Origin of the sequence: Prevotella ihumii, from assembly GCF_900155655.1 — a bacterium.
GTDB classification, from domain to species: domain Bacteria; phylum Bacteroidota; class Bacteroidia; order Bacteroidales; family Bacteroidaceae; genus Prevotella; species Prevotella ihumii.
The window spans coordinates 3125435-3149725 of the sequence record NZ_LT706987.1 but is presented as its reverse complement, the minus strand read 5'-3'; the positions used below and the strand labels follow the sequence as shown (position 1 = coordinate 3149725).

18 protein-coding genes, 1 pseudogene and 1 riboswitch are annotated in these 24291 nt (G+C 39.7%); of the genes and pseudogenes, 6 read left to right on the top strand and 13 right to left on the bottom strand.

Features of this window, described 5'->3' with window-relative positions:
- Positions 1 to 225: IS66 family transposase (locus tag CZ367_RS13635; RefSeq protein WP_144006004.1), on the top strand; the 225-nt coding region annotated here is incomplete at its 5' end.
- A gap of 114 nt (positions 226 to 339) precedes the next feature.
- On the opposite strand, the gene CZ367_RS13630 is transcribed toward CZ367_RS13635, so the two are convergent.
- The 10 genes from CZ367_RS13630 to CZ367_RS13590 all read right to left on the bottom strand — a co-directional run bounded on the left by CZ367_RS13630 (position 340) and on the right by CZ367_RS13590 (position 16794).
- Positions 340 to 1443 (bottom strand): hypothetical protein, encoded by a 1104-nt coding sequence (locus CZ367_RS13630; RefSeq protein WP_077197301.1) that lies wholly within the window; start codon positions 1441 to 1443, stop codon positions 340 to 342.
- A 69-nt stretch (positions 1444 to 1512) separates the two neighbouring features.
- Positions 1513 to 3021 (bottom strand): leucine-rich repeat domain-containing protein, encoded by a 1509-nt coding sequence (locus CZ367_RS13625; RefSeq protein WP_077197300.1) that lies wholly within the window; start codon positions 3019 to 3021, stop codon positions 1513 to 1515.
- 33 nt (positions 3022 to 3054) lie between these two features.
- Positions 3055 to 4581 (bottom strand): PKD-like domain-containing protein, encoded by a 1527-nt coding sequence (locus CZ367_RS13620; protein WP_077197299.1) that lies wholly within the window; start codon positions 4579 to 4581, stop codon positions 3055 to 3057.
- A gap of 65 nt (positions 4582 to 4646) precedes the next feature.
- Positions 4647 to 5321 carry a DUF4843 domain-containing protein gene (locus tag CZ367_RS13615; protein WP_077197485.1) on the bottom strand — a complete coding sequence of 225 codons (675 nt, stop codon included), beginning with the start codon at positions 5319 to 5321 and terminating at the stop codon, positions 4647 to 4649.
- 17 nt (positions 5322 to 5338) lie between these two features.
- On the bottom strand, positions 5339 to 6742 hold the full coding sequence (locus CZ367_RS13610; RefSeq protein ID WP_077197298.1) for a RagB/SusD family nutrient uptake outer membrane protein: 1404 nt from the start codon (positions 6740 to 6742) through the stop codon (positions 5339 to 5341).
- A 3-nt stretch (positions 6743 to 6745) separates the two neighbouring features.
- A complete protein-coding gene (locus CZ367_RS13605) occupies positions 6746 to 9538 on the bottom strand; it encodes a SusC/RagA family TonB-linked outer membrane protein (RefSeq protein WP_077197484.1) in 2793 nt (930 codons plus the stop codon).
- A gap of 420 nt (positions 9539 to 9958) precedes the next feature.
- A complete protein-coding gene (locus CZ367_RS13600) occupies positions 9959 to 11185 on the bottom strand; it encodes a transposase (protein WP_077195440.1) in 1227 nt (408 codons plus the stop codon).
- A 495-nt stretch (positions 11186 to 11680) separates the two neighbouring features.
- The gene (locus tag CZ367_RS13595) at positions 11681 to 13210 is read right to left on the bottom strand and encodes an IS5 family transposase (RefSeq protein ID WP_077197297.1); all 1530 of its coding nucleotides are present in this window, start codon (positions 13208 to 13210) and stop codon (positions 11681 to 11683) included.
- A 369-nt stretch (positions 13211 to 13579) separates the two neighbouring features.
- Positions 13580 to 13702: a hypothetical protein gene (locus CZ367_RS16680; RefSeq protein WP_394334152.1), complete on the bottom strand. Its 123-nt coding sequence runs from the start codon at positions 13700 to 13702 to the stop codon at positions 13580 to 13582.
- A 236-nt stretch (positions 13703 to 13938) separates the two neighbouring features.
- Complete coding sequence (locus CZ367_RS13590; protein WP_077197296.1) at positions 13939 to 16794, bottom strand: T9SS type A sorting domain-containing protein; 2856 nt, start codon at positions 16792 to 16794, stop codon at positions 13939 to 13941.
- A gap of 1236 nt (positions 16795 to 18030) precedes the next feature.
- Here CZ367_RS13590 and CZ367_RS13585 point away from each other — a divergent pair.
- The 3 genes from CZ367_RS13585 to CZ367_RS15655 all read left to right on the top strand — a co-directional run bounded on the left by CZ367_RS13585 (position 18031) and on the right by CZ367_RS15655 (position 20143).
- Positions 18031 to 19140: a hypothetical protein gene (locus CZ367_RS13585; protein WP_077197295.1), complete on the top strand. Its 1110-nt coding sequence runs from the start codon at positions 18031 to 18033 to the stop codon at positions 19138 to 19140.
- Between the two features lie 194 nt (positions 19141 to 19334).
- A riboswitch (SAM-I-IV-variant riboswitch) is annotated at positions 19335 to 19447 on the top strand.
- Positions 19448 to 19636, top strand: coding sequence for a hypothetical protein (locus CZ367_RS13580; RefSeq protein ID WP_077197294.1), 189 nt, complete (start codon positions 19448 to 19450; stop codon positions 19634 to 19636).
- 339 nt (positions 19637 to 19975) lie between these two features.
- Entirely contained in the window at positions 19976 to 20143 is a 168-nt protein-coding gene (locus tag CZ367_RS15655; protein ID WP_237581757.1) for a hypothetical protein, read from the top strand.
- Positions 20144 to 20375: 232 nt separating this feature from the next.
- Here CZ367_RS15655 and CZ367_RS13570 read toward each other — a convergent pair whose 3' ends face one another.
- The 3 genes and pseudogenes from CZ367_RS13570 to CZ367_RS16005 form a co-directional block, all read right to left on the bottom strand.
- The gene (locus CZ367_RS13570) at positions 20376 to 20768 is read right to left on the bottom strand and encodes a hypothetical protein (protein WP_077197292.1); all 393 of its coding nucleotides are present in this window, start codon (positions 20766 to 20768) and stop codon (positions 20376 to 20378) included.
- Between the two features lie 36 nt (positions 20769 to 20804).
- Positions 20805 to 20897 (bottom strand): annotated as a pseudogene (locus CZ367_RS13565) (helix-turn-helix transcriptional regulator); the annotation flags it as partial.
- 54 nt (positions 20898 to 20951) lie between these two features.
- The gene (locus CZ367_RS16005) at positions 20952 to 21128 is read right to left on the bottom strand and encodes a hypothetical protein (RefSeq protein WP_154669348.1); all 177 of its coding nucleotides are present in this window, start codon (positions 21126 to 21128) and stop codon (positions 20952 to 20954) included.
- A 470-nt stretch (positions 21129 to 21598) separates the two neighbouring features.
- On the opposite strand from CZ367_RS16005, the gene CZ367_RS13560 reads away from it, so the two are divergent.
- Both CZ367_RS13560 and CZ367_RS13555 read left to right on the top strand, forming a co-directional pair.
- Positions 21599 to 22558, top strand: a complete 960-nt coding sequence (locus CZ367_RS13560; protein WP_077197291.1) for a hypothetical protein — start codon at positions 21599 to 21601, stop codon at positions 22556 to 22558.
- A 57-nt stretch (positions 22559 to 22615) separates the two neighbouring features.
- Positions 22616 to 24205 (top strand): OmpP1/FadL family transporter, encoded by a 1590-nt coding sequence (locus tag CZ367_RS13555; RefSeq protein WP_077197290.1) that lies wholly within the window; start codon positions 22616 to 22618, stop codon positions 24203 to 24205.
- Positions 24206 to 24291: the final 86 nt, after the last annotated feature.

Genomic DNA, 24291 nt, shown 5'->3' with positions numbered 1-24291 from the left:
CTCATGGAACAGGCCATCAGACCCATCACGCTTGGAAGAAAGAACTACCTGTTCTGTGGTAACAATGAGGGAGCAGAGAACAACGCCATCTTCTATACCTTCATGGCGTGTTGCAGGGAAGCAGACATAGAGCCATACAAATGGATGAAGGAAGTTCTTTCAAGACCCCTGCCGGACATGACGGAGGAGGAACTCATTAAAATGCTACCTTCAAACTTCAAATAACAAATAACCCTTATATGCTGCCAGACATATAAGGGTTATTTGTTGGTGTGAAAGTCGGCTAATATTGGATGCTTACGCAAAGGTGGTTTCTTTTTGCTATGAATAGTGTGTTTCTTATCTTACAATCTTTTTACCATTAATGATATAAATACCCTTTGGAAGAGTACTCAATTCTGAACGTGTGCCTACATATTGACCTTGAATATTATAAATTCTATTGTTTGCCTTTTGATTTATTGCGTTAATAGCCTCAATTTCATTTGGAACATTATCCTCTAATGTTACTTTAATTGCTTTAAACTTTGAAGTTAGAGTCGCATTAAATGTTACAGACTTTTCTTTACCTGTCCAAATATAAGGAGTATCGTCCTCATTATCGCATTCCACTTTTTTACCTTTATATGTAATATCGCAGAAATAAGGTTTGTTTACAAACTCAATGCGAGTAATAATCTTGCCCTCTTTGGCAGTAAATGTAAAGTCATTTTTTTTATATGCTATATACACATTATCTATAATTCTGTTCCAATACGAATCACTATTTTTCTTTTGTTTCATTGTTACCGAACCTGTAGTCATCTTTACATCATCATCTAATTTACCTGCTTTTTTATCTTCTATAGCATCTTCAGCAGTTGTAGTAGGAACACCCCATGTGTTCTTTGAGAAATCAAAGATAGAAAGATTTTCTTCTGGCTTAGAATCATCGTTACCTTTACCACTATTTCCGCCCTCTACTGTAATTACAATCTTTTTAAAATCAGAAACATCTTCTCCTTTGAATGAAACCTTTGTTCTATTTCCTGTCCAAGAAGAATGCCCTTTTGTATCTTCTGTCCGTATACTTAGTTTATATGGGTCTTCTACAAAATCAGAATTAGGGTTTTCGCAGTAAAAATCAATACGAGTAATATTTCCTTTCCCCTCTTCTACCGAGAAAGTAAAGATATTACCCCTATAACAAATGTATTTTTTATCTACAATTCTATTCCAATTTTTTGCATTTTTTTTCTTTTGGGTAATTGTTACGCCATCGGTTGTAAGAATTTTGCTATCGTCTTCTAATTTTGCAACGTTTGCATCTTTGTCTGCTACTTCCTTAGTTGTTGTTGGCGCATTCCACGGATTTTTTGAAAAATCGAATACTACTTCTCGTTGTGCCATAGCTTGAACGCTTAAAGCAATGAGAAACATAAGTGTGAGAAAACTTTTTTTCATACTTTTTGTTTGTTTAATTTGTTTGTTAATTGTTATTGATTAAATGTATAAATTACTCTATTTGTTGAGTTAAAATTCTTCTATTTCTGCAAAATTAGTTTCTCCCCATGTAGCATTGTTACTATATTGTTTTTTGCTTCCTTTGGGAACATAAAGTTTTTTGCTTGTCGGTGTCTTGCTAAAAATGGCAGCATTTGCTGTAGGAGGCGTTGTTGCACGACAGAATACTTCAGCAAGTTCTATACAACCTGTAAATGCGTTTACGCCAATTGATTTCAGTGTAGAAGGCAAATCTATTTTATTCAAATTTGTACAGTTCAGGAATGCCGAGTGCATAATATTGTTTACCGCTTTAGGGAGAACAATATTTGTCAAACCAACACAATTATGGAATGTTTTAACATTAATAACTTTCACCTTATTAGGGATATTTATTGCACTCAATTTCTTGCAATCAGCAAAGAGATAGGCTCCCATATCATCTACATTGTCAGGAATTTTAATGCCGTCTAATTCGATACAATTTGCAAAAGCAAAAGAACCAAGTGTCTTTAAGGTTTTGGGGAGTTTTATTCCCTTTAGTGATACACAATTATGGAAGGCATAACGACCTATTATTTCTAACTTTTCAGAGAGTTGAACATAACTTAATGAAGTGCAATTCTCAAAGGTATTTGACTCAATCTCTACAATATTATTTGGAATTACGATTGATTGTAAGTTTGAACAATCGCCAAATGCGTTGTTCTGAATTTGCCTTAAAGATACAGGCAATTTTATTTCTGTCAATGCTTTACAACCATAAAACATACTTTCGCCTATGGTTTCAAGTCCTTCTTCTAAAGTTACTTTGTGAAGTTGGTCGCAATAAGCAAATATATTTTGCTTGATTTCTTTCACTGATTGAGGCACACTTACCTCCTCAAGGGCATGGCATTGGAGGAAAGCACCTTCGCCAAGGCGTTCTAAATGAGTAGGTAGAATGACTTTTTTTAAGTCATTGCAGTAAATAAAAGCGTGTTTTGCAATGAATTTCAGTGTAGAAGGGAATACTACTTCACGCACTGGAGATTCTCTAAAGGCTTCACATTCAATCCCCACAATACCTTCTTCAAGAATAATTTTGCCGTCAGCAGGCACTAATTCTTGTGGCCATTTGTACAAAATATGGTCTTTAACAATAACGCCATCAGGCATTGGTGTAGCAGCTTCTGTTACTGATATTTCAACTTTCACTTGCTCGTTGCTCTTCTTATCGGTAACTATCAAGTTGGATTTTCCAATGGCAATCGAATTAATCGTAATTATATTATTTTCTAAAACTGCCGTTGCCACCTTTGTATCAGCCATTTGGCAATTATAATCGCCACTGCCTTCAAGTATATTTATGGTTGCTTTGTTGCCCAATTGTATTGATAATTGGGTTGTAGAGAGTTTCAATTTCGCAAACTTCTCAGGTTCTTTTTGTTCTTCTTTGGGTGTTGGCTTGATTTCATCATTGTCTTTACTGCAACTCACCAATAAGGCTGCAAATGCAAATAAAGCAACAAATGAACATCTGTAAATTACTTTCATCATTTCTTTTTATTTGTTTTATTACTTTTTTGATTATTACTTTCGGTCTAAATTCTCTTGTCCGTTACCTTTAAACACCATTCTGCGAATTTTTCCACCCACATGATGGTCGGCTTCTACTACTTTTCCACCCTCTTTATTTGTAGCATTGATAATGAAAACTGAGGCACACGCATAGGCAGGAGCTTTCTTATTTTCGGCTGCAACATACATTTCGTTGGAATTATACGGATTGAAAATGATTTGCTTGATAGCGAAATCATCGCCCAAATCAATGTATGGCTTATTGCTAAAGTTGGTTGCTTCATAGTTGAAAGCGAAGATTTTACCATTTTCTTTGCCATAATACATAATTGGTTTTGTAGGGTTTACACCAATGGCATCGCTACTTTTAATGTTGCCTTTCGACTGAATATTGGTTAAAACCGTCTCTTCTCCCTTCAAAGCCTTTGGCGATAGGCGATAAATATTTACTTCTCCTGCACTTGTATATCCTACAAATAAGAAGTGGCGAGGCTCATAACGATGGTCCGCTAATTCGTTTGCATAAACTCCATCGCAAGGTAGCAAAGCCATTGGCGTAACATCGCAAACTAAATTTCCTAAGGCTGTACCACCCAAACCAGCAACATAAAGTAAGCGTTTTGACTTTAAATCAAAATGAATGCGTACCATATCGGTTGGCAAAGGAATTATAGAACAAGCTAAATCGGCTATTCTCACGTCTTTAGGGAGTTGGTGGTTTTTTCTTCCTTCGAGGAAATGATAGTCTAAAGTCATCATGTAGTCTTTTCCATTTCCAATAAAATAGATTACATTAAAGTCTGGATTCCAGCGGAAATTTTGTCCTCCAAATGGTGCAAAAGCAAAGTTTGGATAAAATTCGCCTTTTCCGTCATACACAATTTCTGTTTTAACCTCAAGCGTATTAGGGTCGAGCAAGTAAACTTTTCGTGGATTATCGGTACTAACCACAACGTTTAATCCTTCAAAATCGTTGATATTATTTGGATTTGTGATACCTTCTCCAGTCCAGCAGAGTGCCAATGGCGTTGTTCCCAACATAAGATTAGGGTTGCTTTGCTTGAAAACATTGGTTGCCATTGGTATGTTTTGAATATCTAAAGCCTTATAAGCAAGTTCTGCTCCTTGCTCTCCTTCGGTAAATAAGAGCAATCCACGGTTGTAATCTGAATAAACAAAGAGTTTAAACTCTATGATTTTTGCCGTTCCGTCGGCAGCAGTTACTTTTAAAAAGCATGGAAATTCGCCCAACTTTGAGCAAGTATAATGGAGGGTTTCGTCATTGCTTACTTTCTCGTGATTAATGTTCCACTCATAAGTAAGTTGTTGTTTTTGTTCGCTATCAAACTTTACATTGGGTTTAATCTTCAATATTGCCCCTTGTTTTAGGCTGTATGCCTTTTCAATACCTTCAACATTGGTTAATTTTCCTTCCTTCTTTTCAGGTTGTGGAACAATGTCGTCCAACTTGTTTTCAGAACAAGCAGTCATCAATAACACCGCTATGAGCAACAAGTAGATGTTCTTTAGTCTTTTCATTTTATTTGTTTCTATTAATTTGTTTCTATTTTTTCCTTTATGGTTCAATCGATTTTATCATATTTTTACACCTCCCATACTACATCAGGAAAGGTTATTCCTTCTTCAGGGTGGGCATCAAAATAGTCTTTTACTCGTTTAAAAATGCGCAAGTATTCGTATTTTCGACTCTCAAACTGTTCCTTTGTAACAGGATTACCGTTGTATTCTATGAATTTTTGGTATTTCCTTACATCGTATTCTCCCAACCAATAAGCCACCGATGTCCACCAAATTGGCATATCTAAACGATTGTTGAAAACAATTTTAGTAAGGCTTCGTTCTAAAATTTGTGGCTGCAATGGCGATGAATCGTCAATACCGAGCGTTAAAACATAGTCGGAATGGTCGTCTAAAGCACGACGATTTATCTTAATTTTCAGTGTATCGTGGGTTGCATTAGACTTTATTTTTCGGTTTAAATCCAATTGATTGTAATGCAAATTGGCTATTACCGTGGTTGCAGTATCAATGATTTGCAACTTATAGAAACGTTCTTCCGACTGCAATTCGCCTATTGTTTCAACAAGAACACTCACTGTTGAATCGGTTATAGCATACGGCAAACTGCCCAAAGCTACTTTGTATGTAGACTTTTCAAAGCATATTCCGCTTTTAGTAGGCTCGATAAAATCGGACGAACAACCCACTATTGCCCATAGCGAGAACAACAAAAGAATGATTGAAGATATTTGTTTCATAACTTTTTCCTTATTTTTCATTTCTCCAAACCTTTCTCACTTTCAGGCAATGGTAGGACGTAGGTTTCGTTATTGGCTTCTATGCGCTTGCCATTTAGTCCTTCCATGTTGCGCCATAAGCGTTTGTTGGTAAAGAAAATTTGTCCTTCTCCCCAATATTCTCTTGTAATTTCGTCAGCAATCCAACGTTGAAAACGCTCTTTTGTACTAATCTCTTCCATACCAATAGGTTGCAAGCCACGAGCCGTAATAACTGAATTGATAGCGTTGAGCGACCCTTGCTTATCTTTATTGTACACCGCTTCAGCCAAAATATAATACATTTCAGGCAATCGAAACATATTGATTCCAGGGATTCTGTTCGACTTCCATTGGTGGTTTTCCTCGTAATCTTTATCGTAAAGTTTGGTAAATGCCGTAACAGGTCTGCCCCAATTGGTTGCCGCGAAATAGGCTTGATAGCGGTAATCGTTATTTACGGTTGAGAAAGTCTCAGTTTTAAATAAACGCTTGTAGTTCTGTCTTACCATATTGCAGGTGGGTGTGCTATGGTCAGGAAAGAATAATTGGCGCACATAGATGTACATTTTAGGTGCATTCAACACCCAAATACACTCTGTTTGAGCATCGTAGCCCATGAAAAGTTGCAATACGTTATTTTCTTTCACCAACTTATACTTTCCATTTATTACCTCTTTTGCCAATGTTTCTGCCTTTTCCATGTCGTTTCCCCATAGAGCCACACGCGCTTGCAATGCTTTTACCGCATCGAGGGTTATGTAAACGTTTTTACTATCGGGTTGTTCATTGGCTAAAAACTCTTTTTTCGCCTCATCAAGGTCTCCCATAATGTTTTCATAACACGCTTTCACTGTTTTTCTTTCACTTGCCTGATTGCTTGCTTTCGTTACATATGGAATACCCAATGCGTTGGGTTCAGTGATATTGGGTGCAAAAAGGCGGAGCAAATCGAAATGCAACATAGCCCTAAGCGTTAGGGCTTGCGCTCTGTAACTGCTCATTTTTGGGGTCGTCTTTCCCTTTATGTGTTCCAAAAGACTATTAATTGCATAAATATTATAATAAGCCGTTGCCCAAATCTGGTCAATTCGTCTTCTTACATCTTTGTCCTCATATTGCAAATTGTAGGTTTTTGCAAGTATGGTAGTCGTAGCCGCCTCGTGGTCGTTGTAATACAACTGTGCTATCTCGTCTACAAAACCAAACGAAAGACTATTTCCATAGAGTTCGGGTTTGGTAAGTGTGGCGTAAATACCTGTAAGCGCATCTTTTGCACCTTGCTCATCGTCAAACATTTGCTTATCATTGATGAGTCCAGGGGTATCTATTTCAACGAAATTGCACGCCGAAATAGTAAATGTAAGCAGACTTATTATGAAGAAAAATTTAATCGATTTCATGCCTTAAATTTTAATATTAAGTCCTAATTCATAGATATTTGCAAACGGATAAGCCAACCCTCGTTCGCGCTTTATGGTGGATAGGTGCAAGAATTGTCCCATCGAAAAAGTTAAACGAGCATATTGTATATGAAGCAACTGGCACAAACCATTTGGAACATCATAGCCCAACATGAGCGATGTGCCGTCTAAGGCGTACTCTTTCTTAACAAATCGTGATGTAGGAGGGGTTATCTCTTGCGCTGCAATATGCTTATAAAGTGCCTTATCGCCAGGAGTTTGCCAACGATTGTAGAACGCTCTTCGGTCTACATTGTGCATTGGATTGATGCCTTCCACCTTGTTTGCCAATGTTGCGTTGTAAATGGTAGCTCCTAAACGATAGGTAAACGATACCGACAGACTGAAATTGCCAGCATTGGCAGCCAAACCGAATGCGCCTTGCAGGGTTGGAGTTAGGTCGCCAACTACAATTCGGTCGTTATAATTGTAAGTATAGGTTTGCTTTCCGTCTTTCACAACAAATATTTCTTTTCCATTTGCAGGATTGATACCAGCCGAACGCATTACCTTTAAGGCTGTAAGCGACTCGCCTTCAGCATATATAGCAACAGGCAATTTGTTAGATTGCTTTGTGTTTTCTGCATTCTGATTTCTTAAATAATCGCTTATTTTCACAATGCGGTTGCGGTTGTGGCTTGCCGTAACGTATGCGTTCAGTCCCCAAAACTTACCATCTATGATTCTACCACGCAAAGACAACTCGTAACCACTATTGCGTATTTGCCCTAAGTTTTCTTTTGCATTGGCAAAACCTGTATGCAGCGGTTTAGAAACGGTCATTACCAAATTGTTGGTTGTATTCTTATAAATATCGAAAGACCCACTAAGGCGGTCGGCAAACAAACTAAAGTCTAATCCGAAATTGGCTTTTGTGGTGCGTTCCCATTTCAAATTTGGATTGACCAAAGCCACAGGCATAGCTCCAATTTCATTGTTATAAATGTAATTGGCGTGGTAGCGGTAGGCTAATTGGGCTTGATACGGACTGAAACTAACGTTGCCCACAGTGCCAATACTGGTTCTGATTTTCAGTAAGTTAATGGGTGTATTCTCCAAAAAACGCTCTTTGTGTAAATTCCAACCTAAGGCTACCATACTAAAAGGGGCGTAACGCTCTGATGTTCCAAACTTTGACGAACCTTCACGGCGGAACGATGCGTCAATAAAATATTTGTTTTCAAAGATATATTGCACATTCAAATAGCCGCCAAACATTCTCGCTTTGTCTTTTCCGCCCTTTGGTGTGCTGCCTTCGGCAAAGGCTGCTGCTTGCGAAGCGTGGTCTATTTTGTCGGAAAGTATGCCTATTGCCGTAAAGCCATTGCTTTCATTTTCAGTTGCTTGAAGGTTCAATCCCAATGTAGCAATTACTTGATGAGCCTTAAAAGCCTTTGACCAAACTGCAAAAACATTGGCAGAAAAATCAGTAGCATTGCTGTGCAGAATGTCAAAACTTCCACGTTTTGCCTTGTCGGTATAATTAAATTTTACGGAGCGTGGCGAAAAGAATGTTTCATTATCGTTTTGTGTTTGGGTCAAAGCTATTGTTCCTTCCAAACGCAAATGTTTTACAACGTTCCAACGCAGTTTAGCACTGTTGGAAATTACTCTGCTTTTCTGTTCAATATAGCTGGAAAGGGTCTTTTCGTAAATGGGATTAGCCATGCCAAAAGCCAATTCCGTATTGAGTTCGCCGTGGTTATTGTAAGGCGCATCATAAGGATTTAATTGGGCATAATCGGCAAAACTTCCGTAAGGAACGTCATGGCTTTGTCCACTTTCTATGCGTGCTGTGTATTGCAAGAATAATTTTGAGAAATCGCCGTAGGTTAAATTCACTCTAACGGAAGCATCTCGGCGGTCGCTTTTGTCCATAACGCCTCGCACATCGTTAATACCTGCCATGAGCGTATAGCGGAAAAGTGGCGTACCACCCATAACGTTCACGTTGTGGGTTTGTGTCAATCCTGTGCGCAAAGGTATTTTCAGCCAATTTGTATTGATGCCTGCCTTTACTCTATCCAACTTTTCGTAATAATCTTTTTGGCGTTTTACGTCTATATCGCTGCTACCTGTGAAATTGCCGTACAAGCCAGCTTTGCGCTCAAACTCTAACTTTTCGGCTGCATTGAGGAGGTTATAATCCGATAAATCGGCTACACTTATTTGAAAACGATTGGTATAATCGACATCTAATTTGCCGATGCGAGTAGGCAAAGAGGTTATGACAATGACACCATTGGCTGCTTTTGAACCATAATAGGTTGTGGCTGCCGCATCTTTTAAAACCGATATTTGAGAAATGGTAGAGGGTTTCAAATTGAAAACTACACGCACATCAACTTCTACACCATCAAGAATGAACAGTGGAAGATTAGTGCGGTCGCCCTCAATAAAGCTGCTTCGCCCACGAATTACCATATCGGGCAACTTGTTAGGGTCAGCTCCAAAGTTATTATTAGGTGTTAATTCAAAACCAGGAACATTGTTTTTTATCAGTTCCAATAGGTTTGTATTGACCTGACTCTTGAGTGTTTTGCTATCAATGGTAAAAACCGAACCTGTATATATTTCCTTTGGTTTATTAACATAGCCTGTAACGATAACCTCATCGAGTGTTTCTTCGCGTACAGAAAGTGTGTCTTTGCCTGTTTGTGCAAAACAGGAAAGATTCAAAAAGAGAGAAGATATGGCGAGAAAACCATACTTGTTCGTTCGATTTCTTAGTGTCATTATAACCTCTGTAGCTAATTCACTCATTTAGAATTGCAAAATTACTATAATGGGAACATTATGGCAATACTCAAAATTTATGATTTTAGAATAGATAATGATTTGTAAAAAGTAACGCTAAAACAACTACGCTTTAATGATATTATTGCCTATTTTGTTTTTAAAACAATACTATTAAGGTTTTAAAACACGATTATTTAATTTTGTCATGCTGTATTTTTCAGTTTTGAATATGTAGTTTTCCCTTACAAGTCTACATTATTTAGGTATCCGAAATTTATGAAATTTAGAACAAACGCTATTTTAGCCCATTTTAAAACCCATTGTTTTGAGCTTCAAAACCTATTGTTTCGAGGTCCAAAACCTATTATTTTACCGTGCAACTATCCAACAATAGTTCGTTAAAATTTGAGATAATTGCTACGCAGCTTTCCTCTGCCAGCCAAAGAGTTCTTTGATAGTATGACTAATTAACTTTCGGTTCGGTATGCTCCGACACCTGTCGAAAATTAATTTTGCAATGTATGTGCTCGCTATGAGCTCCTTGAAAGAAGCCATGGAATACGGTAGCCCGTTTTCCTTCATCATCACCTTTGCCACATTCTGTGATGCGAATGATGCGTTGTAGGAGAAGTCCAACTGATTCTTGTGCCTTGCCTGGCAATGCGCGAGTCCGGTATACTGCTTGGCATCACGGAAGCAAAACTCGATTTGGAATCTTGAGCGGTATGTGCGCAATACTTCCTCACCCGACATGGATGTCTTTGTGGAGAAGAAAAGCTTGTGCTTGCTGTTCGGCATCACCCAAATGACAAGACGCACTTTCTGCTTCAGTGCCTTTGAATAGGCAATGAGTGTGTAGGCTGTGCCTTCAAGTCCTTCGATATGCATCTTCGCCATACGCATGAGGTCGAGTTTCTTGTAATTGATTTTCCCGTCAAGTGTTTTGGGACGCCCGGGCTTATTGGAACGAGGTCCCGTGTACACATAGTATAGGCTCGCCGTATCCCTGAAACGGCTGACAAGATGAAAGCCTTGCTCCTTGATTCCCTCCACAAACGGACGGATAGAGAAGAAAGCATCAGCGACAACAATATCGGTGACCTTCAACAATTCTTTCCTGTAGCGTTTGATGACGGCAATGTAATGCTGCACAAGAGTCATGCTACGCAGTTTCAACTCTCTTGTAGAAGGGGTTTGATGGGCACGAAGCATCATACAGTTGTTGGCGTAGACATCGACAAGGGCAAGTCCCATGATTTCAAGTCCGTGTTTCATGGAACCTGCACAGCCGGACCAGAAAGTACCAACATGCGGAGTCTTCTTGCCTGACTTACTGATGTAGCTCGGATCTATGGCTATAGCCAACAGTCCGTCCATGTTCAGATAACGCCGGGAAAGGGAGAGGTTGAACTTAACCCAGTTGATGCACTTAGCCCGGCTGCGGTTGAAATTCGTTCTGTAGGTCTGCTCGCAATGGGTGCCGTAACGCTCCATTTGAGTGAAATTTATCTTTCTTTGTATCGCCATGTACAATAAGAGTATTTCCAAGAGTAGATTCTCAAAAGTTTTGCCTAATTTTGCAGATGAGCTTTTGATGGCATCTCTGCAGATTTCTGTATATTGGTCGAGTGGTTCTGATGTCATTTGCTTTATGTTTTTGCTACTATAAAGTTACTGATAATCAGCCACTTGCCCAAATTTTATTAGTTATATTAAGTTAATTAACTCTCTCATTTTCAAACGATTACATTGGAATTAACGAAGTATTGATCCAAAGAAAATGAAGAAAAATCGAAGTTGATGTAAATCGACTGATAATGAGGAGGAAACGGAACGGTTTGCATAAGACTGCACTGTTTGTAGAGGGCAGGAATATGCAGATTTAGGCAGAAGTTCAGTTACCAAACCGTTACCCAATTTTGCCATAGGTAACGATGGAGTAATATTTGGTAACTGAATTATTTTCGCATGTGTGGCTGTTGCTACGGTCGGCAGTTTTCTGCATAAGTGATGAAAGCTTTGAATTTGGTAATTTTGCCACAAAACATCAAAGCGTATGAAAACAGAAAAGATGAGCAGCCTTAGGCTGCCAGCCAATGAGTTCTTTGACAATCCTACTAATTAGGGTCTGCTGAATTATTATCTTTTCACCGACAGAGGGTAGCAGACATAGACCCTCATAGTGACAATAATGATGAAAAAACGCCAGATTTCGGTCAGGGCAAGACAAAGTTCCTTCAGGAACTTCATCACGTTTTTAACGAAGTAGCACATTCCTGTCCAGCATCGTGCTGTATCTGGAAGCTTGGCTCTTATGTCATTGGCTCGATAGATTCTCTTGCCAGTACCGAATGAGCATTCGATTTCATTGCGTTCCCCGATGGCTTTGGCCATTCTGGATTTCATCTCATCTGAAGGAGAATCCTTCGGTGGTCGCCCTAACGGTTTGCAGTATGAATGGATTTCAAAATCCTCAAGTATATCTCGGTTTGACCTGTTCAGGTAAATCTTATCCGCAAGGATGGTGGCCGGAAGATAGCCGAAGCGTTCTTTGAAAAGTTGAATCTGTAGCAAGAGGTCCTGGCTTTCGTTGTAGGCATCCCAACTGTGGTGGTCGATGAACGTATAGCCCTCGACTATGCTTGCACCTATCTTGGCCCCGAACTCAGTCCTTGCCTTAGCCTTTCCACGGACAATGGCACGGACGTGTGGCTGAAAGATGCTCAGTATGCGGTTTGCACAAGTATGAGTCTTTGATCTGTACATCTCCTCCTGCTGATGGTACATCTTGAGGATGGCAGTCAAGGTGCGTTTCTCATATAGGAATAGGCTCTCGTAGTACGTCTTGTTCTTTGCAAGCAAGTTCATTAAGATGCGGATATCCTTGCGCAAGTGGTTGAGCATCAACCCGATAGTACCACGCACCATCTTGCCTTTCTTCTTGGCTTTCTTGACAAGTTGAAGGTATGCCTGACGTGCATGCTTGTAGTTCGTTCGTGGCTTGTGCAGCTCAAACATATCGCACACCTTTATAATATAATCGGTAACCTTGCGGCAACCATCATGTATTATATCAACGTCAACAGGATAACGCATCTCTGCATCGGCACAGGTAGCATCAATCTTCAGCACTCCCTTGTGCTCGCGACCTTTTGAGTCGGTGAAGGAAGCGGCATTCGGATCCTCTGGTTTTAGAGTCGGTGGTTCCTCATCATTCTTCTTCGCCTCTTCTTCCTCACGCTTGCGTTTCTCTACAAGAAGGCGCTTCTGCTTGTCGAGAAGCTTGACTGTCATCTTGTTTAGTTCTTCCTCTGAGATTCGCTTGCGTATCGTGACGAATAGGCTTGGGTCGAATATAGGCTTGTCGGTGAACCCATGCAATCCACAAAAGTACTGCATATAGGGACTCTCTCTGATAATCTCGATGGTCTCGACATCACTTAGGTTTAGTTTGTGCTTGATAATCATTGCGCCGAGAATCATGCGTGCCGGCTTGTTCCCTGCACCTTTCTTCTGATTGTCCAACCTTGAGTTGTATTCCTTCTCAAGTTCTGTCCATGGAAGAAGGTCACCGAGAGCCACCCATCGGTTTGTCTTGTCCAACTCATCAAGGGATGAGCGGAGCAAACCGAGGTCAAGTTGCTTGTATTTTGGAGCGTAAAACTTCATCTTGCTATGGATTTAACTATATAAAGGTACGATTTTTTTGTTAAACAAACAAAGAAATAAAGTTATATAAACTTAAATATCAGAGAGTTATAAATTATTCAGTAAACACTATTTAATGTTTATGCGACTGCGTCGCATTCTTCTGCAAACTTAGAGGTCATTAGCCCGCAAAGGCTTTTTAAAGCGTTTAGATGTTATGCTTTTCTTCGTCTTTGCACCTTATTTTGGCTCTTTTCGTTTGTTTTTTCAGTTGTTTAGCTCGCTAAACGTCTTCAAAAACAACCAAAAATAGCTCAAAATAAGCTCGCAAATCTCGAAGAAGTCTAACGACCGATTTAGGATAAAGCAGAATTTCCCACTCAGATACTTCTACGGAGAGAGTGCCAACGCCATCAAGAAACAAGTTTGGGTAACGCTCATCGCCAATCTACTCATTACGCTACTGCAAAAGGGCGTCAGCCGCTTATGAAGCTTCTCTGGACTTGCCACCATCGTCAGAATCATGCTGATGTACTACATCGATGTGAAGGGATTCCTTGAGCATCCCGAAAAAGACTGGGAGGAGGCATTGGCTGCCATTCTGGAGCGCCCACCGGAGGCTGACGAAGCAGAAAAATAGCCCTCACACATATGCGCATGAGGGCTTGGAATGCAGAAGTTTATTTGAATTTATTGAATAACAATGGGTTCAAACCGACTTCTTGTGTTTAGCTGACAACAATAATTTTTTATTTTATCATTACCTTTTGTGAGTATTCACCTACACGAACAATATACAATCCTTCTTGTAATTGGGTGCAATCAATGGTTGTATTATTGATATTATCAGTATGTATGCGTGTTTCCATCTTTCGTCCGTCAATAGAATAAACATCAATGGTACGGAGTTTAGCGACAGGATATTCTACAAATATTTGCTTACTATTTGGGTTGGTATAAATTCGAGCCTTGGTAGCACTTAAACTGCTTATTCCGTTTGGAACTACACCTTCACCTTCATAGATAGGTTTATTGTCTTGTCCACCATTGAAGTCTCTTACTTCCCAACCCTTATCGGTAGCTTTCTTGCATTGCTCTTGGGTGGCAATATTATCTTTTTCGCCCTTGGTGGTACTATCTATAATATAGAGTTGTGCTTTACGCTTATAGCCTGTAGCATCGGTAAGCGACTCTACGAGTGCGTCCATAGCCTTCCCCTTAATATTATTATCAGCACAATTTAAAAACTCCAACTTTGTTGCTGCTGAAACATCAAGCATTTCAAGATTGTTTTTGTTCACAAAAAGACTTAAAAGATTTGGTGCTTTAACAAGTTCAAAATTGGTTAAGCTTGCTTCTTGAACAGAGAACCATGTAAGATTGCCGTATATTTTTATTTCTTTATCCTTTACAATAAGTGTATTGTGGCCAGTTTTGCTAAGGTGTACAAGTACCTCATCGCCCATATCTGCCCATAAATCAGTTGTTCCTTCAGCAAATATTTTTATTTCTTTACCTTTTTCGAGTGTGGTTTGCATCTTTACTGCCAATGGCTCTTTAGGTGTTACGGCTATACCTGCATATTCCTTCAAACCATTAGTGGTATTAGCAAATACTTGCCAATTCTTTTTCAAAAGCAATGCCACATTGGTTTTGCTTACAACATTGCGTTCAGCTGCATTATCACTATCAATTGCAATAATTTTTCCTTTTGCAGATTTCGGACAAGTTACAAGACTTGCTACAAAACGTGTGAAAGCCGCATCATCAAGTCGGTTCAACGAGCAATCCAATTCCTTTAATACCGCTGCATTTGTTGCATCTATTGCCGTTGCAGCAACATTGCTAAGGTCAGCAATTTCCACTTCTCCGTAAACATGAATATAGGTTCCCTTGAGTTCGTAGATATTATCTTCGTTGTCCACCTTTACAAGGTTTCCATCGCCCATATCAAGCATCAGCTTTCCTTTGCCCTTGAATGCCATTTGCATCATGTCGCCTTTCTGCTTTAAGGTGCTAATCATAATAGCTGGGACAGGTGCTTTATAAGGAGTAGGTTCACCTCCATTCCAATCCAATACTTTCCAATTTTTCTTAATCGCATCGGCAACCAAATTGTCGGAAAGATAGTTTCCTTCGTATTCGTTCTTCGTGTCAATTGCTACCAATCGCTTTTCTATATTGTTATTGTCAGGAAGACTTGCTACAAGCTTCTTCATTGCATTTTCATTAAGACGATTGGCACAGCAGTTTAGGTAAACAAGATTAGGTGCTTTCTTAATTTCCAATTCGGTAAGGTCGCTCTGAAAACATACCATTTCAGTAAAATCTCCTGTGAGCAATACTTGTTTGTTCTTCACACCATTGAGGAAATTAATCCCCGCAATGAGGTCCTGTTTCTCGCCACCTTGCGTAGTCCATTCCATTTTACCTGTACCTTTTACCTTCAACACTATAGCATCGCCAGATGATTTCATCGTTACATTTGGTTCTTCGGTTATAGTTCCGCCCTCATTTTCGCCTTCGTATGGTTGTTTATTTCCAACTGAACCCGAAAAAGCATAAACAGTCCAGCCTTTTTCCTTAGCAGTAGCCACATGCGACTTATAAATAACGTTTTTATCATTGGTGTTGGTAAAACATTTTGCAGTTATTACACCACTCGTAGTCTTAGGAAGCGATGCCATACAAGCTGCCATAGCCTCAGCTGAAAGCTCGTTTACAAATATATTTATCTCCTTGCAACCAACAGCACCACTAAAATCTAATGCAGTAGCTTTAGAGAAACTTGCATTGATAAACGTTATATACTCTGGGTGGTCGCAATAAAAAGTTACGGTTTCGCCTTTCAAGGAAACAGAAGAATACTTATTTAATGTAAAATCAACGATTTTTCCATCGCCCTCATCAACCTTAATTTTACAATTTTTTCCATCAGTTATAGTCATACTTGGATAAATCATTTTACCTTTACCCTTAGCAGAAGTAATCTTGAATAACATCTTTTCTTTCTGAACAACAGGAGGTGCTACAGGGTCAGCCTCGCCTTCGTATGGTGCTTTCTTCTCTACAACATCCGAAAAAGCATAAACAGTCCAGCCTTTTTCCTTAGCAGTAGCCACATGCGACTTATAAATAACGCTTTTATCGTTTGTGTTAGTGAAATTTTTTACTGTTATTTTTCCGTCAGTGGTCTTTGGAAGCGATGCCATACAAGCTGCCATAGACTTGGCTGGAAGCTCGTTTACAAACATATTTATTTCCTTACAACCAACAGCACCACTAAAATCTAATGCAGTAGCTTTAGAGAAGCTTGCATTGATAAACGTTATATATTCTGGGTGGTCGCAATAAAAAGTTACGGTTTCGCCTTTCAATTCAACTGAAGAATAGCTACTTAGCTTGAAATCAATGATTTTTCCATCGCCCTCATCAACTCTGATTCTGCACTTCTTCCCACTGGCTATGGTCATACTTGGAAAAATCATTTTGCCTTTGCCCTTAGCAGAAGTAACCTTAAATAACATTTTGTCGGCTGCATGTGTCTGTAACACACAACCTAAAAGCAACACACAGGTTGCAATCATTACTTTAAAAATTTTCATTTTTGTCTGTTTTTTAGTGAATACTACAGATTAAATTAACGCTACAAAAGTAGAACTTTACCTAAAAATGCACAATACCTAAAAATTGGTATTTAGCTAATAATGAGGAAGAAAAGTATACTTTTTGAAAAATATTTTTTATGTTTTTATCATTGGGTAACGGTACGGAAACAAGTTCAATTTGCAAGTTACAAAACTAAGTGCAATAAACCCTATGGGTTTTGCTGTTATATTGATTTAACATTTTAATTTCCCAAATAGAATTGTTTGATATTTCTTATTATATATTCCAAATCTCCTTTATTAATAGTATAGAAAGCCAAAGTTCAACTTTGACAATGCCAAACATATATGTCTTACCTCCTCAACATTGATGTTTGGCAAAGCTAAAGTTCTACTTTTACCTTCTGAAACACCACTTAATAACACTTTTCTTGTTCACATTCTTCCTTTATTCGTTCTATATTTCCGCAATCTAAGCAGTGTATTCTTGCACACTTTTTACTGTTTACTCATTACTCATTGTCAATCAACAGTATACAATTGCACACCCATTTATGCCACTTTTGTGTATCACGCTTCTTTTCAACGCATATACGAGAATTATGACCCTTGTATTTAACACTTATCCGAAGTAAAACGGAAAAAGAGAAAAAGATAAAAGAGAAATACGCTATCTATCGAATAAGATAACAATTGGTATAGTAGCTAAAAAATAATTCCGCCAACGGGTTATTCTTTTAAGGCTGGTGCTATAAATTACCACCGCATATCGTCATTAAACCCAAATCGTCATTAGACCAGTTTAGGTGCTTACTTTATTCTTTTTGAAACTTATGAGCTGTCTTTTGTCTTATTTTGGCTTTATTTTACCTATATCTGCAGTCACATAGCCCGCTATGCTCCTTTGATATATACAAAATAAAACTCAACATAATCGCAAAATACATTCTCATTCTAACGACCGATTTGGGATAATGTGGAGTCAAATTGCTCTATGACCCGAAAATAATCCCTCAAAAGGAGTGAGTTTTTCAGATTTAATTTGTATCTTTGCCATATCTATTGTCGGATTCTCTTTTTTTTGCAACACTAAGATAAGTGAAAAATCTGACATGGCAAAATCCTGAGCCGCTCGGCTCTGCCGCTTGCCAAAGCAAGAGCTTTTTGTTGCTCAGGTACTTAAAAAGTTTAATTTATAATAGTGTTGCAGAATTAAGGATAAAATAACCTACTATGATTCAAGATACTGAACTTTGTGTTTATCGATTCTTCTATAAAAATCCCGATACGGGTGAAGAGAAGACTTTTCGTTTTATCGAAAGAAATGGTGATCCATATTCGTTAGGCCTTTTACTTAAAATAAAAGAAGCGGGAATGGAAGATATTCCTACGGAAAAGATGATTGCAGAAAAGGTAAGTAGACAGCTCCACGAGTGCCTGCCCGAAGAGTACCCAAAGTGGTTGAGTGCCTATTCGATGTTTATGGGTCCATCTGTAAAAACCAATAGTCTGATTATCCATATCCCAGGAATAAAAGTTTATAGTATGGCTAAAGAGCTAAAGGAGGCTATCGACATTGTTGGCGAAAGTTCGTATTTATCCGATGAGCAGCGTGAGAAGGTCTTAGACATAGGATATTATCTGCTTTGGCTTATTCCAAGACATCGCTTTATGCCTGCTGCTCGTGTACAATATGAAGAAGAAGAAAGGGCTGTAGAAACATTACGCCCAGTGATGGAAGATATAGCCGAGACTTTTAGCGCATCCATTTCGAATACGCTGATGCGCAATATGAGTGTGCGCTTATACCAATCACGTGATGTGCTCAAATTTTTGCGGGAGGTTGCCGGACACTGCAAGAAAGCAGAAGATTTTTCAGAGAAGTTTGCTATACTGTCTGGAGCTTCAAGTCCTGTACGAGAAGAAAAAATCGATGGTAATTATCAATTAGTGCAGATTGATAATCCAAAGGAAAAGCTTGAATTCCTAAAGAAGGTAATATCCAATATTCGCAATGCCTATCACGGAAAATCAACGCGGTCTGATGATTTTAACACTATCTTTGGTAGAAAGACGGCTAAGAGTTTTGGCTTGCTTTGTTGCATTCTCTATGATAGCTTTGTACCTGACTACAGTGCACTGAAATTCGCACCATTTTGCAAATTGATGGCTGATTATATAAAACCAGTAAGTACAGCAAACTATAGATATACAACACTCTCGGGAGATGCTTGTGAATTGTACAAAACGCATCAGTTTATCTTTAACGAATCGTTCGACATCTATATTCCTTCTTTAGACGAAAGAATCAAGCACGAACAAATAAAGAAGCAGAGAGATTAAACCCAAATCGGTCGTTAGAATGAGAATGTATTTTTTGAGCTTATTTTGAGATTTATTTTGCATATATCAAAGAAGCATAGCGGGCTATGTGACTGCCGATATAGGTAAAATAAAGCCAAAATAAGGCAAAAAGACATCTCATAAGTTTCGGTAAATAGATAGACAAGCCCTAAACTGGTCTAATGACGATTTGGGATAAACATCAAGAGTCAGCTGCGAGCTGCCCCAACCGAGCCCAATGTTAAGTGTCACGGTGGGAAAAGGATGTGAATTGTACCATTTGTATAACAATTAAAAATAACTTAGTATGACATCAACTTATCTTTTCAGCCGTAAGCACTTCAGCCTTCGCATGGCAGCAGTGGTGTTAGGTCTTGCCCTCTCGCTCTCCGCATCGGCACAGCGCGTTCAAAACAGCGACTACCGTACCTGTGCGTACATACAGAAGGACGGCCGTATTCAGAATCAAGCTATGCCGAAAGGAATAGCAAAATAGAGATGTTCGTGTATGATACGTTCAAGTAGTACAGGCCTTGGAGGTCAGAATCTGAGTGACATCTGTAAGGTAGTTAGGGTCTACTAATTAACTATAACTATCTAACAATTAACTATTTATGTTGTATAAAATTTGGTCAATTCGCCTAAACTGACTACCTTTGGATGTTAAAACATTCAAGAATCGCAATGAAATTACGGAAAAGCCGGTATTCGTTCCAGAGTTGTTCGTCCTTGTTCGCAAGCGACTCGACCATGACTTCTTCTACATGCTGACCCTGATGCTTGCGGAGCTTGCTTCAGCCGCCATGACTACAAATGTCTTCAGGCAGCGTTCAAGATGTATGAACAGCAAAAAATGATGTTCGAGCAGAACGTCCGCAGATGTGCCGACCGCATCAGCAGCATCTACCAGCCGCATCTCCGTCCCATTGTCAGCGGCAAGGCGAAGGTCACGGTTGAGTTCGGTGCGAAAATCGGTGCCAGCATCGTGAGCGGTTACACCTAAGTGAACCTTGTCAGCTGGGACGCCTATAACGAATCATCCGACCTCGGCATGCAGCTGGAACTCTACAAAAAGCGTTTCGGCATGTTGCCCAAGGAGATACAGGCCGACAAGACCTATCTGGGGAAGGAGATTACCCACACCACAAGGTTGTATGAAAGAAATAAATTAGCAGACCATAGTTACGCCAAACAGCTGACAAGGTCTCTCGACTGGATAGAGACGAGAGGACTTGTCATGCAGGTTCTTCACCGTTTGGCGCCAGTTTTTTTCGGATAGAGATATTAAATTGCTTTTCTGCAACATTAATCATCTCGTCATAAGCATCAGCACGTAATGATGCTGCTGCAAGTTCCTCCTTTAACGCTTTAAGCTCACGACGAAGAGATAACAGATCCTCTGAGTTTTCTGAGGACGCTGAGCCTGATATACGGGCTGATGATTTTTTTTCTTTCATTGATTGTCTTAGCTGATTCTCCTCTGCAAAGATACAAATCCAACGTGAGATTGTTTTCTCACTTACAGGAATAAGTTTGGCTATATGTGAATGACCGTAGCCTTTTTCGAAATGTAAAGCAATAACTTTATTATAATAAAGGTTACGCTTTGTACAGTTGTACTTAAACATTATGTTGACTTTTTAGAGTCAACTTTTTTCAGGAAAAGACACAGGATCTTTTCCTAACTGCTCTGCCAACCATTTATTGGTTCTTTTTTTCTCTACTAACACTACTTTTATGCGATTTAAGTCTTCCATTTTCTCTTTTTCATTGCGTTTAATGCAAATTTAATAATTATAATTGGATAATCATCAACTTACAACAACTTTTTTTAACCCAAATCGGTCGTTAGACTTGTCGGACCAGTCGGACCAGTCAGACCAGTCAGACCAGTCGGACCAGTCGGACCAGTCGGACCAGTCGGACGGGTCTGACTGGTCCGACAAGTCCGACGACCGATTTGGGTTAAAGCTACTTATTTTCTGCAAAAAAATAGGGAAATCCTATTCTAAGTTAGGGAAAATCCGTACTTTTGCAGAAAGAGTATTATTATATTTGCATCATAATGCAAAAACTTCACTAACTGCACAATAATACAAAACACATATTTTGGTACGAGGTGGAGGAAAGTAAAAACAGACTTGTTGCTCCTTAGACGTGAGGGGACAAACTTAACAGCCTTGTTGCACCTTAGACGTGAGGGGGGACAAACTTGAATGACTTGTTGCACCTTAGACGTGAGGGGGGACAAACTTGAATGACTTGTTGCACCTTAGACGTGGGGGGACAAACTTGAATGACTTGTTGCACCTTAGACGTGAGGGGACAAACTTGAATGAAGCGGTTGGGGTAAGCAGATTCCTAATGTTCAGTCAACTAAATCCACAGCACAGACGGATAAGCAAATGATGCAATAGCACAAAAACAATACATAAAAAAAACAATTGGAGGTAACAATATGAAAAGATTTATTTTATTTGCAATCTTATTGGGTGTACTGCCAACATCGCTCTTAGCACAAGACGATGATTTGTATTTTACACCTTCTCCTAAGGTAGAAAAGAATGTTGGCGACGATGTAGCCGAATCGCCTACTTATTATGGAGGTATCAATAAGTCGGAAAACGATTACAATCGTCGCTATCGTGTACCAGGCACATACAAGCGTATTGGTAGCGATTCATTGGGCAACGACATTATTCGTTTCCGCACCTACGATGGCTCGTTTGGTATAGATACGGTGTATATGGCTGACAGCTACTACTATAACGATATGGACGATTACAGATTTAGTCGCCGAATGAGCCGTTTTGATGGTTTTTATGGTTATGGCTATTACGGCTCTTGGTGTTATCCTTCACCTTATTATTATAGAATGGGCTTCTACGACCCTTGGTTTGACGACTTCTACGACCCTTGGTATTATGGCTATGGCGGATACTACGGCTATTATGGCTATCGCCGCCCTTGGCACTACTATGGCTATTACGGCTATCCATACTATTACGACAGCTTCTATTACAGCCGTCCTTACTATGGATACTATTGGGCGCCTCGCTATGGTTATTACAGCGGACGCACGGGCACACAAAACCACTGGGCTGGCAGCGGCAGCTATTCGCCAAATCAGTTTGGTGGACACAGAGGTGCAGTAATCAATCGTGGCAGTGGCTACTATAACCAACGTAGAAATACAAATAGCTTTGGCAATCTCAATCGCCGTGATGTGCGCATTGACAATCGCAACCGTTCGTATAACAATAGATTTAATCAACGCTACAACGACTTCAATACACCACGTATGAATACTACTCCACGTTCGTTTGGTTCAGGCTCGTTTGGTGGCTCACGTCCATCAGGTGGCAGCTTTGGCGGTTCACGTTCGGGCGGCAGTGGTGGCTTTGGCGGACACAGATAAGCCCCAAAGCATACACAATTATCGGAAATTCATAACGTCTAAATAAATTTTATAATTATGAAGATGCAATATTATTTGCTGGTAGCGACCTTGCTTTCTCTGCCAGCAGCAGCACAAGAAACTTACGAAAATGCTCGACTTACCGACCACGACCTTAATGGTACGGCTCGATATGTGGGTATGGGTGGAGCTTTGGAAGCCCTCGGCGCAGATATTTCTACTATCGGTTCAAACCCTGCAGGTTTAGGTCTGAATAGACACAGCTCTATCTTTGCTACTGGTAGTCTGCTGATGCAAAGCAACGGACGTAATTTTGCTAATGGCAGTAAGACCAACGCAAGTTTCGACCAAATAGGCTTTGTGTATAGGCCTAAGATGAACGGCATACCATTAAACTTCGGTTTCAACTATAGCAAAGGTAGAAACTTTAATTATGTGCTTAGTGCAGCAGGCAATTTTGAAGCATCAAATGCCAATACTTCAAGTTCGCAGAATAGTCAGTCGTATATCAAGGCTCTGTTGGGCAGCGGTTTTGAGAAAAACGACCCTACATACAGTCAGATAGACCACCTTTACCGCACATCGGTACTGCCTGATGCAAAGGAGGGCGGCCGACTATACGATTACCCAGCAAGTTCGTTCGATATGCTTCGTGCCAACACGGGTTATATTGCCAATTACGACTTCAGTTTTAGTACCAATATTGACGAGCGTGTATTCCTTGGCTTGACCTTTGGAATGAAGGATGTACACTATGATAGAACCACATCGTACAAGGAGGCATTAGCCAATAATCGAGGCTTTATAGATGTGGCTGACGAGCGTTGCATTACAGGTACAGGTTTTGATGTTACAGCAGGCGTTATTGTTCGCCCCATAGCTGAGTCTCCATTCCGTTTGGGTGCTTATGTGAAGTCGCCTACTTGGTACGACCTTCGCACAGAGAATGCAACTTATCTTGAGAATGGTACTACTGTGGGTGGCTCTTCAAAGCGTGCGAAAGCGGCTGAAGCATACGACTTTAAGATTTGGACACCTTGGCGTTTTGGCTTCTCGTTGGGTCACACGGTTGGCAATTACCTTGCTTTCGGTTTGACGTACGAGTACGAAGACCACAGCACTATCAATACGCGCATCAACGATGGTGTGGAAGTAGACTACTACACAGGCAGCACATACGAATCGACAAGTCCTGATGTGAATATGAACAATCACACCAAGAACACATTGAAAGGTGTAAGCACACTCAAGATAGGTGCAGAATACAAGCCTGTTAAGAACCTTTCGTTGCGTGCAGGTTACAACTATGTAAGCGGAAAGTATAACAAGGATCGCCAAAAAGACCCAACTATTTTCTCACCAGGTACTTATTATTCGTCAACTACCGATTTCACCAATTGGGACGCAATCAATAGGTTTACCCTCGGTGTAGGTTATAAGGTAAAGCATTTCTCTGTCGACTTGGCTTACCAATACTCAGCGCAAAAGGGCGATTTCTACCCATTCTCTAATATGGTAGGCTCGGTAACAATGAAGGACAAGAAGACCCAAAAGGATGTGGAAATACCTTTCAGCAACACCACAGGTGCAACCAAGATTGAAAACAATCAAGGTCAATTGTTGTTAACATTGGGCTATACCTTCTAAAAACGTAGCATAAGAAAATATTTTAGATACCCCTATGGGTGGGAGCAAGCAAAAGGCTTGTTCTCACCCATTGTCTTTTTTGAAGC

What these genes read in the sequence shown, in the direction of transcription:
- CZ367_RS13630 (WP_077197301.1), bottom strand. Translation starts at nt 1,443, where the DNA reads ATGAAAAAAAGTTTTCTCACACTTATGTTTCTCATTGCTTTAAGCGTT.
- CZ367_RS13625 (WP_077197300.1), bottom strand. Translation starts at nt 3,021, where the DNA reads ATGATGAAAGTAATTTACAGATGTTCATTTGTTGCTTTATTTGCATTT.
- CZ367_RS13620 (WP_077197299.1), bottom strand. Translation starts at nt 4,581, where the DNA reads ATGAAAAGACTAAAGAACATCTACTTGTTGCTCATAGCGGTGTTATTG.
- CZ367_RS13615 (WP_077197485.1), bottom strand. Translation starts at nt 5,321, where the DNA reads ATGAAACAAATATCTTCAATCATTCTTTTGTTGTTCTCGCTATGGGCA.
- CZ367_RS13610 (WP_077197298.1), bottom strand. Translation starts at nt 6,742, where the DNA reads ATGAAATCGATTAAATTTTTCTTCATAATAAGTCTGCTTACATTTACT.
- CZ367_RS13605 (WP_077197484.1), bottom strand. Translation starts at nt 9,538, where the DNA reads ATGACACTAAGAAATCGAACGAACAAGTATGGTTTTCTCGCCATATCT.
- CZ367_RS13600 (WP_077195440.1), bottom strand. Translation starts at nt 11,185, where the DNA reads ATGACATCAGAACCACTCGACCAATATACAGAAATCTGCAGAGATGCC.
- CZ367_RS13595 (WP_077197297.1), bottom strand. Translation starts at nt 13,210, where the DNA reads ATGAAGTTTTACGCTCCAAAATACAAGCAACTTGACCTCGGTTTGCTC.
- CZ367_RS16680 (WP_394334152.1), bottom strand. Translation starts at nt 13,702, where the DNA reads ATGGTGGCAAGTCCAGAGAAGCTTCATAAGCGGCTGACGCCCTTTTGC.
- CZ367_RS13590 (WP_077197296.1), bottom strand. Translation starts at nt 16,794, where the DNA reads ATGAAAATTTTTAAAGTAATGATTGCAACCTGTGTGTTGCTTTTAGGT.
- CZ367_RS13585 (WP_077197295.1), top strand. Translation starts at nt 18,031, where the DNA reads ATGATTCAAGATACTGAACTTTGTGTTTATCGATTCTTCTATAAAAAT.
- CZ367_RS13580 (WP_077197294.1), top strand. Translation starts at nt 19,448, where the DNA reads ATGACATCAACTTATCTTTTCAGCCGTAAGCACTTCAGCCTTCGCATG.
- CZ367_RS15655 (WP_237581757.1), top strand. Translation starts at nt 19,976, where the DNA reads ATGTATGAACAGCAAAAAATGATGTTCGAGCAGAACGTCCGCAGATGT.
- CZ367_RS13570 (WP_077197292.1), bottom strand. Translation starts at nt 20,768, where the DNA reads ATGTTTAAGTACAACTGTACAAAGCGTAACCTTTATTATAATAAAGTT.
- CZ367_RS13560 (WP_077197291.1), top strand. Translation starts at nt 21,599, where the DNA reads ATGAAAAGATTTATTTTATTTGCAATCTTATTGGGTGTACTGCCAACA.
- CZ367_RS13555 (WP_077197290.1), top strand. Translation starts at nt 22,616, where the DNA reads ATGAAGATGCAATATTATTTGCTGGTAGCGACCTTGCTTTCTCTGCCA.